This window comes from Mycobacterium sp. 236(2023) (genome assembly GCF_029623955.1).
Lineage (GTDB): Bacteria > Actinomycetota > Actinomycetes > Mycobacteriales > Mycobacteriaceae > Mycobacterium.
This window is the reverse complement of sequence record NZ_JARSBP010000003.1, coordinates 970775-983282: the sequence shown is the minus strand read 5'-3', so window position 1 is coordinate 983282 and position 12508 is coordinate 970775. Positions and strand designations below refer to the sequence as shown.

Sequence of the window (12508 nt, the reverse complement as noted above, 5' to 3'; positions counted from 1 at the left end):
CCGCCTTAGACTCGCTTCACAGCGTTGCGAGAGGGCGGATTTCACGTGAACACGATTGGCCGGCGATGGAACGCCCTGACGCCGGGGTATCGAGTCGTCCTGACTGTCGTTGCCGGACTGGTTGCGCTCGCCGTCGTCATCTCGGCGAGCCTCGCCATGTATGCCATCGCTCGGACCAACGCCGACTATGCCGAGGTGTTCGGCGACGACTCCAATCCTGACCGGATCGACATCACCGCGGCCATCAATCGCGCGGACACATCCGCGCAGATTCTCGTCGTGACGTTGAGCAACATTCAGGCCCTCGGTGCGCTCGCTGACGAAGGAGGGAACTACGTCAGCGACATGCGGATCCTGACGACGTCGACCACCAACGACGCGATCGAACTGAAGAAGAGTCAGTGGCCCGCGGACGTCGAACAGCGATTCGCCTTGTACGGCACGGTAACCGACTATCCGTTCGATCGATACTCCGCGTTGATGGAGCTCCGGGTCGTCACGCCCGACGGGGACATCGTTCCCACCAGCGTGACGGTCTACAACAACGACGCCTTCGTCCACGTGGACGCCATCGAGGACCCGACGCTGGGTCCGATCGAGGGCACCGGCATCGACGTGGCCCTGCAGGTCAAGCGCAGCACGCCGATGGTCGTCTTCGCCGTGTTCATCATGGTCTTGATGCTGGGTCTCGCTCTGGCTGCCGTTACCGCCGCGTATTTCGTCCTTCGCTGGCGCAAAGGCCTGGTCTTCGGAGCCTGCTCGATGATGGCCGGCATCCTGTTCGCCCTCATCCCGTTGCGCAACGCCGTGCCAGGAAGCCCGCCGATCGGGTCGGTGATCGACTTCGCGGCCTTCTTCATCGCCGAGATCATCATCTCGATCTCGCTGATCTCCAGCGTGGTCTTCGGTTATCGAATCCACATGGCGAAGGCTCGCGTCGTCCACGACGGGCGCGCGCAGCAGCCCTGAATTACCCTGTGGCGCTGGGCCGTACGGCTACACCGATGGCGAACTCGGAGACCGGAACGGGCACCCATCGCGGCATCGCCCATTCGCGGCGGGCGTTCGTCACGTCGAATCCCGCACCGGCGATGGTTTCCTCGGTGTGCCGGTGCGTGTGGCAATTGCCGAGCAGCCGCGGCCACACGGTCGCGTCGGCGAGACGCTGAAGCCGCGCTCGGGCGCCGGAGCCGGCCACATGCTCGAGATACCGCAGCTGCCCGCCGGGCTTCAACCGGTCAAGCAATTGCCCGACAACAGCTTCGGGGTCATCGATCGAGCACAGCACCAGCGAGCAGACCACGGCGTCGAAAGGTTCGGCGTCGGCGAACTGTTCGACGGTGTCGGTGCTGACGGTCACCGGGATGCTTGCTCGTTGCGCGGCGTCTGCTGCGAGCATCGCGAGGCGACGTTCCGGTTCGACGGCCACCACCTCGGTCACCGTCGCCGGGTAGAACTCGAAGTTCGTGCCGGTCCCCGCGCCGACCTCGAGGACGCGGCCCGTCAACCCGGCCAAGTTCTCCCGACGCAGCCGCCGCAGCGATTCCGGCTCCCTGGACGACATCGCCGTCCACAGCCGCGCGAAGAACGGATTATCGACGCTGTCGCTCATCGACGGCCTCCTTCAGCCACATCACGGTGTCCTGTGGATTCTCTGTCTCGCCGATAGCGGCCGACACGATGTGCCCGATGCAGACCGCCCGCAGCACGCGGCCCGCGAACTCCTCGGCGTCCCCCCAAGGGAGGTAGGGCCGCGAGATCAGCTGTGCGGCAACGCCATGGGCGGCTGTCCACAGCTCGAGCGCCAGCTCGGTCGGGTCTCCCGCCGGATAGATGCCTTCGGCGATCAGCGCTTCCACCGTCGCCCTCATGTGCACGAATGCCGAACTGTTCAGCGTCACGTCGACACCGCTGCCGGGTTCGCCATGACCCATCGTCGCAATCCGGTACATCTCAGGGGTTTTCACCGCGAACCGGACATAGGCCAGGCCCTGCGCCCGCAGCACTTCGATCGACGAGGTCAACGTGGCCGCGACGGCCTGCATCTCCTCGTCGAGTTTCTCGAAGTAGCGGCAGCACACGGCGTCGAGCAAAGCGTTCTTGTCCGCGAAATGCAGGTAGAGCGACGGCGGCGTGACCCCGACCTTCTGCGCGACGGACCGGATCGACACGGCCTTCTCGTCACCCGTGTCGATCAGGAGATCGGTTGCTGCATCGATGATCTCGTCCCGGAGCAGCTCGCCGGCCCCGCGGGGGGCGCGGCGACGGCGAATGGTCACGACGTGACCCGCTCGGGAGGTCGCACCGGTAGGTCCTTGTCGGCGAGGGTCTCGCTGAACCCGATCCGTTCGTGCAGCTTGGCCAACGGTTTCGGGGCCCACCAGTTCCACCGGCCGAGCACATGCATGAACGCGGGAACGAGCAGCATCCGCACCAGGGTAGCGTCGGCGAGCACGGCGAGGGTCAGACCCACGCCGAACATGCGCATGAATGCGACTTGTGCAGCGATCAGCGCCGCGAACGAGATCGACATCAGCAGGGCGGCGGCGGTGACGACACGTCCGGTGCGGGCCAGACCCAAGGCGACGCTCTCGTCATTCGCGGCGGTGCTCTTATCGGAGGCCAGCCAGTACTCGCGGATGCGTGAGACGAGGAACACCTCGTAGTCCATCGACAGGCCGAAGGCGATGCAGAAGAGCAAGACCGGCATGTTCGCGACCAGCGTGCCCGTCGGCGTGGTGCCGAGCGCGCCGAGATGCCCGTCCTGGAAGATCCACACCAGCGCGCCGAACGCCGCGGTCAGCGATAAAACGTTGAGCACCAATGCTTTCAGCGGCAGCACGACACTGCCGGTCAGCAGGAAGAGAAGGATGAACGTGATCGCCGCGATGATCCCGAGGACCATCGGCAGCCGTGAGGTGATGGCGTCGGCGCTGTCGCGGTTGATCTGCGCCAGGCCCGTCAGCGCGACGTCGCGCCCGTCGGGCGGTGCGACGGCATGCAACGCGTCGAGTTGCGCCTCCGAGGCGTCGGTGAAGAGCGCGGCGCTGCTACCGATGGTGAGGAACGCGCTGCCGTCGGCGATTCCCGTTGCGGCAGAGGGCGGTCCGACCTTGGCGCCGTCGACGAAGGTGCCGTCGGGCGCGGAGACCGACGAGACGTCCCCGACCCGGGACAGCTCGGCGGCGTAGTTGTCGAGCGCGGCGGGGGTGACCCCGCCGGCGTTGGGGAGCACGACGACGACGTTGGTGGACGAATCGACCGCGAAGTCGTCGCGCAGTTCGTCACCGACCTGGCGCGCCGAACTGGAGTCCGGGAGAACGCGGTCGTCGGGGAACCCCCACTTCGCGCCCAGGAACGGCGCACCGAGCGCGAGGAGCAAGGTGACGACGACGATGCCGATCGGAATCGAGCGTCGCATCACGAATTTCGTGGACCGGTACCAGAACATCTGCTCGACCGGCTTCACCACCGGCTCGGGCCTGCCGGTGATCCGGCGGACCAGTCGGCGCACGTCCAGCGAGTCGAGCCGGTCACCGAGCAGGGCGATCGCCGCGGGTGCGACCACAACGGCCGCCAGCGCGGCGAAGCCGACGACGGCGATGCCGGCGTAGGCGAACGACTTCAGGAAGTACATCGGGAACAGCACCATCGCGATCATCGACAGCGCCACCGTCATCGCGGAGAACAGCACGGTCCGGCCGGCGGTGGCCATGGTGCGGATCAGTGCGGTGTCGCGATCGTGGCCGCCGGCCAACTCGTCGCGGTAGCGGCTGATGATGAGCAGGGTGTAGTCGATCGCGAGCGCCAGCCCCATGGCGATCGACAGGTTCAGCGCGAAGATGGACACATCGGTGACGAGCGTGACGGCGCGCAGCACCGCCATCGACCCGAGGATCGCGAAGGCGCCGACGGCCAGGGGCAGCGAGGCGGCGAGAAGCCCACCGAAGATCCACACCAGCACGACGAAACTCAGTGGAATCGCAATGGATTCCATCAACAGCAGGTCTCTTTCACTCTGCGCATTGATCTGCACGTACGTCATCGCCACACCGCCTGCGCGCACCGTGACGCCGTCGCGGTCGTGCACGAGCTCGTCGGTGATCGCCTTGGCGTGCTTCTGCGCCCCGCTTTCCCCGCCCGTGATGCCCGCGACGATCAGCCCTGTCTTCCCGTCCTCGCTGACGAGGGCTGATGGAGCCTGCCGCGGCGCGGTCCACGCCGACGTCACGGCGCCGACATGCGGCGACTCGGCAAGCCGGGCGGTCAGGTCCGTCCCGGCCTCGCGCGCGGCCGGGCTGTCGAACCCGTCATCCGAGGTGACACTGATGACAAGGTCCATGTCGCCTTGGTCGAACTTGTCGACGAGCAGCGCAGTGGCGCGCGCGGATTCCGACGTCGGGTCCTGGAAACCACCTGCGGACAGATGGGTGGCGACCGGGATACCGAAGATGCCGCAGCCGACCATGATCAGCAGCGCGACGGCAAGGACGCGGCGCGGAGCGGCAAGGGCGAGCAGGGCGATGCGGTGCAACATATCGGCGCTAAGTTATCAGCGATAACTTAGGAGCGCCAGGGGTTCGCGATGAGTTTCGTGGACCGCCGAGGTCGATCCGGTCATGACCGACTCCCCCACACGAGCGTCCGCAGACTCCACCGTGAGCGCGGGCCTGCTGATCCTGCGCCTCGGGATCGGCGCGGCCCTGCTGCAAGCCGGCCTGATCAAGGCGTCCGACTTCTCGATGACCGTGCAATTCATGACCGATGCGGGGTGGCGCCTCCCGGCGTTCGCGGCGTTCATGGTGACCGCCACTGAGACCGTGGCCGGAATCGCCTTGATCTTGGGCATCCTGACGCCTCTGGCGGGGTCCGCAACCCTGGGAGCGATGCTGTGCGCGTGGGCGGTCAACGTCTCCGCGGCCGTCTTCTGGTCCGACCCGTTCAACGTGCCGTTCCTGATCGGACTCGGTGGGGCGGCTCTTCTCTTCACCGGAGCGGGCGCATACTCCGCCGATGCCCGCTTCCTGGCACGTATTACCTGGTCAAAGGGCCTAAAAGTGGGCCTGCTGGGGCTTGCGTGCGTGGCCGCGGTGGTGACATGGATAGCGCTGTACGGGATCAACCCCATCCACTTCAGTGCACCACCGGCCCCACCTGCCCCGACAGCATCATGATTGCTACTCGCCGGTAGAACCGCGACCCTACCCAGCGGTAAGAATTGCCACAGTTTTCCGAAACGAGGCTCAAAGAATCCTTAATGCCCGTGGTTACTGTTCAGTACATGTGGATCGACGACACCAACGCTGATGTCATCAAGGTTGACTTCGAAGCTCTCTACCACGGCGATTTTCTCGTCGAGGGGCTGACCTCGGAGCAACTCGACGACGAACAGGCCCTCCCCACCGCAGTATGAAAGAACGCGCGCCCATCGGGCGCGCGTTCTGCCATGTTTCGGTTTGCCTGACGCCTTGAGCGTCCCGTCTAGACCCTTTGCGCCACCGGCGTGACCATCCCCGCCAACCGGCCATTGATGATCTCTTCTGCCTCGCCGACAATCCGCGCGACCAAGTCTGCGACCGTAGGGATGTCGTTGATCAAACCCATAGCCGTCCCGACCGTCCAGATGCCGGCATCGATGTCGCCGTCATCGAAGACCTTGCGGCCCCGCACACCGGCCACCAGATCCTTGACGTCCTCGAACTGACCGCCGCCCTTGAGGATGTCGACGACCTCACGCGACACCACGTTGGACGCCACCCGCGCCGTGTTGTGCAGGCTGCGGAAGATCAGTTCCGTGCCGCGCTCGTCACCGGCGACGATGGCTTCCTTGACGTTCTGATGAATGCAGGACTCCACGGTGCACATGAAACGCGACCCCATGTTGATGCCGTCGGCGCCCAGCGCCAGCGCCGCGACCAAACCGCGGCTGTCGGCGAACCCGCCCGAGGCGATCATCGGGATCTCTATCTTGTCGGCCGCCGCCGGGATCAGCACCAGGCCGGGAACGTCGTCCTCACCCGGATGACCCGCACACTCGAAGCCGTCGATGCTGATGCCGTCCACACCCAGGCTCTGCGCCTTGACCGCGTGACGCACCGAGGTGCACTTGTGCAGCACCTTGATTCCGTTGTCGTGGAACATCGGAAGGTGCGGCGCCGGGTTGGAGCCCGCTGTCTCGACGATCTTGATGCCGGCATCGACGATCACCTGGCGGTACTCGTCATAGGGCGGCGGGTTGATCGCGGGCAGGATCGTCAGGTTCACGCCGAACGGCTTGTCCGTCAGGTCCCGCGTCTTGGCAATCTCGTTGGCCAGATCCGCAGGCGTCGGCTGGGTCAGCGCGGTAATAAAACCCAATGCACCCGTATTCGCCACGGCCGCAACGAGTTCCGCGCGACCCACCCACTGCATGCCGCCCTGGGCGATCGGGTGCTCGACACCGAACGTCTCCGTGAACTTCGTGTTGATCGTCATCGCGGTGCCATCCGGATTGCACCATCGAGGCGGATCGTCTCACCGTTGAGCATCGGGTTCTCGACGATGTGCACGGCCAGCGCGCCATACTCGTCGGGGTCACCGAGACGCGCCGGGTGCGGCACCTGCTTGCCGAGCGAGGCCTGCGCCTCCTCGGGCAGCGAGCCCAGCAGCGGGGTCTTGAACAGACCCGGCGCGATGGTGCAGACGCGGATGAACTCGCGCGACAGATCACGGGCGACCGGCAAGGTCATGCCGACGACGCCGCCCTTGGACGCCGAGTACGCAGCCTGCCCGATCTGACCTTCGAACGCGGCGACCGAGGCGGTGTTGATGATGACGCCGCGCTCCCCGTTGATCGGTTCGGTTTTGGCGATCCGCTCGGCGCTCAGGCGCAGCACGTTGAACGTACCGATCAGGTTGACCTGAATCACCTTGGTGAAGCCGTCGAGCGGGAACGGGCCGTCCTTGCTCAGCGTCTTGATCGCGTTACCGATGCCCGCGCAGTTGACGTTGATGCGCAGCGGGCCGAACTCCTCGGCGGCGTCCAACGCAGCCGAAACCTGTTCAGGGTCAGTGACATTGGCCTCGACGAACTTGGCACGCGGGCCCAGTTCTTCGACCACGTCAGCACCCTTGAGGTCGATGACGACGACCGAGGCACCCCGGTCGAGCAGGCGCTTGGTCGTCGCGAGACCGAGGCCGGAAGCACCTCCGGTCACGACGGCGGCGGCGTCTTTGATCTCCACAGATTGTTCCTTTCTGTTGAACTAAACCCATTCCTGCAGAACAGCTTCGGTGTCCGCGCCCGGCACTCCGGGCGCCTTCGGAGCATCCGGTGCACTGCGCGAGAAGCGCGGCGCCGGAGCCGGATACAGCGAGCCGTTCTCGCTGTAGAAGGTGTCGCGTTCGGTGTTGTGCGGCTCCGACTCGACCTCGGCGAATGACAGCACCGGCGTCACGCACGCGTCCGTGCCGGCGAAAACCGTGGCCCAGTGGTCACGGTCGTGGGCCGCGAACGCCTGGGTGAACGCCGCCCTCAACTCGGGCCAGCGACCCATGTCGTTCTGGTCGGGCAGATCGGCACCGTCGAGCCCGATTCCCTTGAGAAGCTCGGCGTAGAACTGCGGTTCGATCGCGCCGACGGCGACATGGCGGCCGTCGGCGCAGGTGTAGGTGTCGTAGTAGGGGGCACCGGTGTCGAGCATGTTGACACCACGCTCGTCGCTCCACATGCCCATGCCGCGGAACGCCCACATCATCATCGACAGCACGCTCGACCCGTCGACCATCGCGGCGTCGACCACCTGGCCCTTACCGGAGCGCTCGCGCTCCCACAGCGCCGACAGCACGCCGACGAGAAGGAACATCGAGCCGCCGCCGAAGTCACCGACCAGGTTCAGCGGCGGAACCGGCCGCTCACCGGCCCGGCCGATCGCGTGCAGCGCACCGTTGAGGGAGATGTAGTTGATGTCGTGACCGGCCTGCTGGGACCGGGGACCCTCCTGGCCCCACCCGGTCATCCGCGCGTAGATCAGTTTCTCGTTGACCTTGGCGCAGTCCTCGGGGCCGAGGCCCAGCCGTTCGGTAACGCCGGGCCGGAAGCCCTCGATCAGCACGTCGGCCTTCGAGATGAGGCGCAGGACCATGTCGCGGTCCTCGTCGCTCTTCAGGTTCGCCGCCACCGATCGGCGATTGCGCAGCAGATAGTCGCCGCCAGGTTTGGTGGCGGGGCCCGGCCCCTTGCCCGGGCGCTCGATCCGCACGACGTCAGCTCCGAGATCGCCGAGGATCATCGCAGCGTGCGGACCTGGGCCGATACCGGCCAGTTCCACAACCCGAAGTCCTTGCAGAGGTCCAGCCATGCCTAACCGCCCTTCGTCAGAATCGCTCGGTTGACCGCCGACATAGCTTACTTGTATAACCAAGTCGGACCGGCCACGGGTCATCGGGGTCCCGGGAGGTCCGCCAAACCGAAGGGTGCGTGCATGACCATCGACTCCGGCACCGACGTCTATGAAGGCATCGCGGACCTCACCGTCAGCCTCGACGACGGCGTCCTGTCCGTGACGCTGAACCGCCCGGACAGCCTGAATTCACTGACGGCGCCGATGCTCAAGACGTATGCCGACACCCTCGAACGCGCCGCTACCGACCCGCGCGTGCGCATCGTCCGCATCGGCGGCGCCGGACGCGGCTTCTCCTCCGGCGCGGGAATCAGCGAGGAAGACCACGCGAACCCGGGCGCTGCAGGGACGCCCGCCGACGTTCTCGACGCAGCCAACCGCTGCATCCGCGCGACGGTCGCCCTTCCGCAGCCGGCCGTGGCCGTCGTACACGGTGCGGCCGCGGGTGTCGGCGCCTCCCTCGCGCTGGCCTGCGACGTCGTATTGGCCTCGGAGAAGGCCTTTTTCATGTTGGCTTTCACCAAGATCGGGCTGATGCCCGATGGCGGCGCGTCCGCCCTGATCGCCGCCGCGGCCGGCCGCATCCGGGCGATGCGGATGGCGCTGCTGGCCGAGCGCATCTCGGCGAACGAGGCGTACGGCTGGGGTCTGGTGAGTGCGGTCTACCCGGCCGACGAGTTCGACGCCGAGGTGGACAAGGTGATCGGCACGCTGGTCTCCGGCCCGGCGATCGCCCTGCGCAAGACGAAGGACGCGATCAACGCCGCGACGCTGACAGAGCTCGAAGGCGCCCTCGAACGTGAGAAGACCGGCCAGCTGCAGCTACTGGACTCCCACGACTTCCGCGAGGGCACCAAAGCTTTCCAGCAGCGCAGGCCCGCGAAGTTCACCGACTCCTGACGGTGATTTCGGCGTAGTCGGTCAACGCCTGGTTGTCCAGGTACGCCCGAATCACAGAAAATGAGTTGCGCCCGTCGGCGAAAATCGAAGGGTGAGCACTCAACTCGACATCCAACAGCCGGTGGCCCCCGGCCGCTGGCGCGTGCTCGCACCGTTCCGGTTCCGTGAGTACCGTCTCCTCATCGCGGCGGTCGCGCTGTCGATCTTCGCCGAAGGTATGTGGGCCGTCGTGATGGCGTTGCAGGTCATCGAGCTGTCCAACGATCCTGCAGCGCTTTCTCTGGTCGCGACATGCCTCGGCGCCGGCCTGGTCGCGTTCGTATTGGTGGGCGGCCTGGCCGCCGACCGGCTCAATCAGCGCGGCATCATCATCGTCGTCGAGGCTGTCAACACGGCCGTCGTCACCGTCGTCGCCATCCTCGGAATGACTGGCGCACTGCGTATCTGGCATATGGCTGTCGCCGCGGCTCTGCTGGGCATAGCGGCGGCGTTCTTCTTCCCCGCCTACAGCGCGATCCTGCCGCGCATCCTGCCCGCCGAGCAGTTGCTGGCGGCCAACGGCGTCGAAGGCATGGTGCGGCCGGTGTTCCAGCGCGCCGTCGGTCCGGCCGTCGCGGGACTGCTCATCGGTGCAACGTTCCCGTCGGCCGGTGCCGTCGTGGTGGCGGTGCTGTTCGGCATCGGACTGGTCCTACTGGTGGCGACCCGGACGCCAACCGTCAAAGAGGCTGCCGCACACCAGGAACCGAAACCCCACCTGGTGCAGGACCTCAAAGACGGCTTCAGCTTCGTCCGCAGAACACCGTGGCTGCTGTGGACGCTGCTGTTCGCCAGCATCTTCGTGCTCGTCGTCCTCGGCCCGATCGAGGTACTTCTGCCGTTCATCGCGCAGGACCGCTTCACCCATGGCGCACAGATGTACGGTTTCGTCCTGGCATTTTTCGGATTGGGCAGTGCGCTCGGCGCTTTGGCGGTGTCGTCGCGGCGGATGCCCCGCCGCTACCTGACGATGATGATGGCGATGTGGAGCGTCGGCTCGATACCGCTGGTCATCGTCGGCGTCACGTCGTCATTCCCGCTGATGGCGTTGGCCACCTTCGTCATCGGGGTCACCGACGGTGCGGCAATGGTCATCTGGGGCACGCTGCTGCAACGGCGGGTTCCGCCGGAGATGCTGGGCCGGGTGTCGAGCCTGGACTTCTTCGTGTCGCTGGCCTTCATGCCGGTGTCGTTCGCGATCGTCGGGCCGCTGTCGAAGGTCGTGTCGATGGAGGCGATCTTCCTCGCCGCGGGCCTCGTGCCGGTGCTCCTTGCCGGCGTTGCGATCTGGGCGGCCAAGATGCACCGCGACGAGATCGCGCACCCTCTCAGTTAGACGCCGAACATCGGAGGCAGTGCGAGCACCAGGACCAGACCCCAGAAGAAATGGGTCAGCATCGGTGCGAGCACTCCCCCGGTGGCGCGGCGCAACTGGGCACAGATGACGCCGAGAATGATTGCGGCGAAGCCAAGCATCGGGTTGCCCGTGGTCGCGGCCGTCGCGATCACGTAGAGGACGGTCGACACGATCACCGGGTGGAATTTCAGAAGTGCGGTGTAGACGGCTCCGCGGAAGAACATCTCCTCGGCCAAACCGTTGATCACGGTGATGAACACGATGAGGTACAGGGGTCCGGCGTTCGAGTACTGCAGGACCTCACGGATGTAGTCGTTGACCCCCGGGATCTCCCGCGCCACCAATCCGCCGACGACGAAGACGGCGCCCAGCCCCAACCCGACTGCCGTCCCGGTGATGACGGGACGCTGGTTGCGGCCGCGGAAACAGATGTAACCCATGTGCAGGGGTCCCGAAGCGAAGGCCCCCGCGGCCCAGACGCCGGCCAGTGCGAGCGTGAGCCAGACGAACGTCTCGTCCCCGGGAGGTCGGCTCAGCGAATAACCGAGCAACGCGGCGCCGATGAGGAGGACGACGGAGACGATGATTTTGCGTCTGCTGATCACCGACGGCGGCTCGTTGTAGGGCGGGGCTTTGGCGCGCGCGATGTTGCGCAGCTCGCCGGCCCAACCGGTGGGCGCGCTCACGCGGGAATCACCCTGGGCACCAATCCAAGTACATGGTCGAGCCCGGTTCTCACAGCGGCGGCGACAGGTCGCGGGACGAACCCGAGCAGTCCGAGCACGGGACGCACGACCGGTGGGGTCACCGCGCTCGCCAACTGCTTCAGCCGCAGCGTGTCACCGCCCGCCCACACGGGGTCGGTGTCGGCGAGGTGGTGGGGGTCCCCGAGTTCGTCGACCGGTCGGCGCGGCGGGCTGGTGACGGCACGGCGGATCGCATCCTCGATGCCGACAGACCCGCCGGGCGGTTCGCCGACGAGATCACGCAGGCCGTCGGCCGACGCCATCATCGGATAGTCAAGCGACTCAACGAGATCCGCCGCCAAGCCGCCCGGGACCGGCAACACGAGGCCCGTCACCTTGGACACCAGCCCGGTGTCGACGCCGTACACCGGCAGCGGCGCCCGCCAGATCCCCGCGATCCGGGCGTAGGTGCGCAACAGGTCGCCGTAGGTGGTGGTCTCGGGGCCGCGGATGTCGTACGCCCCGGCGGGGACCTTCGGATCGGCCGCCGCCACGAGGTAGTGCAGGACATCGGTGACCGCGATCGGGTCGATCGGGTTGCTCGACCATTCCGGCATCGGCAGCACCAGGAACCGGTCGCTGACGTAGCGCAGCATCTCGAACGACGTGGAGCCGGCACCGATCACGATCGCGGCACCGAGCCACACCACGTCCGGCCCGCCGTCGATGGTGAGCGCGGCGGCGACCTCGGCGCGGCTGGTCAGATGCTCGGACAGCGAATCGTCGTCCGGAACGAAGCCACCGAGATAGACGATCCGCCGCACGCCTGCCGCCTTGGCCGCGGTCGCGACGTTGGCGGCGGCCCTGTTGTCGGCTTCGCGGAAGCCCGGCTGACCGATTCCGTGGACGAGGTAGTAGAGGACGTCGATCGGGCCGGCATCGGTGAGCGCCTGCTGCGCAGAGATCTCGTCGTGCGCGTCGAGCGTCACCTTCTCGACGTCGTCATACCAGCCGAACGCCGCGAGACGGTCGGGGTCTCGGCTGGCCGCGACGACCTGGTGGCCATCCTTGAGCAATGTGGCGACCAGGCGAGAACCGATGTAGCCGGTGGCGCCGGTCACGAAGGTGCGCACGGAATTCACCTT

General features: G+C 66.4%; 13 protein-coding genes. 5 read left to right on the top strand and 8 right to left on the bottom strand.

Translation table 11 applies throughout. The annotated features are described in order from the left end of the window. Window positions 1-45 precede the first annotated feature (45 nt). On the top strand, window positions 46-969 hold the full coding sequence (locus tag P9A17_RS16080; protein ID WP_278039622.1) for a DUF4436 family protein: 924 nt from the start codon (window positions 46-48) through the stop codon (window positions 967-969). A 1-nt stretch (window position 970) separates the two neighbouring features. Here P9A17_RS16080 and P9A17_RS16075 read toward each other — a convergent pair whose 3' ends face one another. From P9A17_RS16075 to P9A17_RS16065, 3 genes are read right to left on the bottom strand one after another with little or no spacing between them, the layout of a single operon-like run. Then, a complete protein-coding gene (locus tag P9A17_RS16075) occupies window positions 971-1612 on the bottom strand; it encodes a class I SAM-dependent methyltransferase (RefSeq protein WP_278039621.1) in 642 nt (213 codons plus the stop codon). Beyond that, a complete protein-coding gene (locus tag P9A17_RS16070) occupies window positions 1593-2273 on the bottom strand; it encodes a TetR/AcrR family transcriptional regulator (protein WP_278039881.1) in 681 nt (226 codons plus the stop codon). The genes P9A17_RS16075 and P9A17_RS16070 overlap by 20 nt, the downstream gene beginning before the upstream one ends. 2 nt (window positions 2274-2275) lie before the next feature. Then, the gene (locus tag P9A17_RS16065; protein ID WP_278039620.1) at window positions 2276-4537 is read right to left on the bottom strand and encodes an MMPL family transporter; all 2262 of its coding nucleotides are present in this window, start codon (window positions 4535-4537) and stop codon (window positions 2276-2278) included. Window positions 4538-4619: 82 nt separating this feature from the next. Between P9A17_RS16065 and P9A17_RS16060 the strand changes: the two genes are divergently transcribed. Together P9A17_RS16060 and P9A17_RS16055 are read left to right on the top strand one after the other, a co-directional pair. Continuing rightward, on the top strand, window positions 4620-5174 hold the full coding sequence (locus P9A17_RS16060) for a DoxX family protein (RefSeq protein WP_278039619.1): 555 nt from the start codon (window positions 4620-4622) through the stop codon (window positions 5172-5174). 107 nt (window positions 5175-5281) lie between these two features. After that, entirely contained in the window at window positions 5282-5413 is a 132-nt protein-coding gene (locus tag P9A17_RS16055) for a hypothetical protein (RefSeq protein WP_104863957.1), read from the top strand. 68 nt (window positions 5414-5481) lie between these two features. Here the strand turns inward: P9A17_RS16055 and P9A17_RS16050 are convergent, their stop codons facing one another. The 3 genes from P9A17_RS16050 to P9A17_RS16040 are packed head-to-tail and all read right to left on the bottom strand — an operon-like array spanning window position 5482 to window position 8339. Further along, window positions 5482-6474, bottom strand: coding sequence for a nitronate monooxygenase family protein (locus P9A17_RS16050; RefSeq protein WP_278039618.1), 993 nt, complete (start codon window positions 6472-6474; stop codon window positions 5482-5484). Continuing rightward, window positions 6471-7223 (bottom strand): 3-hydroxyacyl-CoA dehydrogenase, encoded by a 753-nt coding sequence (locus P9A17_RS16045; RefSeq protein WP_278039617.1) that lies wholly within the window; start codon window positions 7221-7223, stop codon window positions 6471-6473. The genes P9A17_RS16050 and P9A17_RS16045 overlap by 4 nt, the downstream gene beginning before the upstream one ends. A 21-nt stretch (window positions 7224-7244) precedes the next feature. Then, window positions 7245-8339 carry a CaiB/BaiF CoA-transferase family protein gene (locus P9A17_RS16040; protein ID WP_278039616.1) on the bottom strand — a complete coding sequence of 365 codons (1095 nt, stop codon included), beginning with the start codon at window positions 8337-8339 and terminating at the stop codon, window positions 7245-7247. 123 nt (window positions 8340-8462) lie between these two features. Between P9A17_RS16040 and P9A17_RS16035 the strand changes: the two genes are divergently transcribed. Together P9A17_RS16035 and tet(V) are read left to right on the top strand one after the other, a co-directional pair. After that, window positions 8463-9281 carry an enoyl-CoA hydratase gene (locus P9A17_RS16035; protein WP_278039615.1) on the top strand — a complete coding sequence of 273 codons (819 nt, stop codon included), beginning with the start codon at window positions 8463-8465 and terminating at the stop codon, window positions 9279-9281. 109 nt (window positions 9282-9390) lie between these two features. After that, window positions 9391-10656 carry a tetracycline efflux MFS transporter Tet(V) gene (gene tet(V), locus P9A17_RS16030; protein ID WP_278039880.1) on the top strand — a complete coding sequence of 422 codons (1266 nt, stop codon included), beginning with the start codon at window positions 9391-9393 and terminating at the stop codon, window positions 10654-10656. Here tet(V) and P9A17_RS16025 read toward each other — a convergent pair. After that, window positions 10653-11363 carry a type II CAAX endopeptidase family protein gene (locus P9A17_RS16025; RefSeq protein WP_278039614.1) on the bottom strand — a complete coding sequence of 237 codons (711 nt, stop codon included), beginning with the start codon at window positions 11361-11363 and terminating at the stop codon, window positions 10653-10655. The genes tet(V) and P9A17_RS16025 overlap by 4 nt on opposite strands. Continuing rightward, window positions 11360-12505 carry an NAD(P)H-binding protein gene (locus P9A17_RS16020; protein ID WP_278039613.1) on the bottom strand — a complete coding sequence of 382 codons (1146 nt, stop codon included), beginning with the start codon at window positions 12503-12505 and terminating at the stop codon, window positions 11360-11362. The genes P9A17_RS16025 and P9A17_RS16020 overlap by 4 nt, the downstream gene beginning before the upstream one ends. Window positions 12506-12508 lie beyond the last annotated feature (3 nt).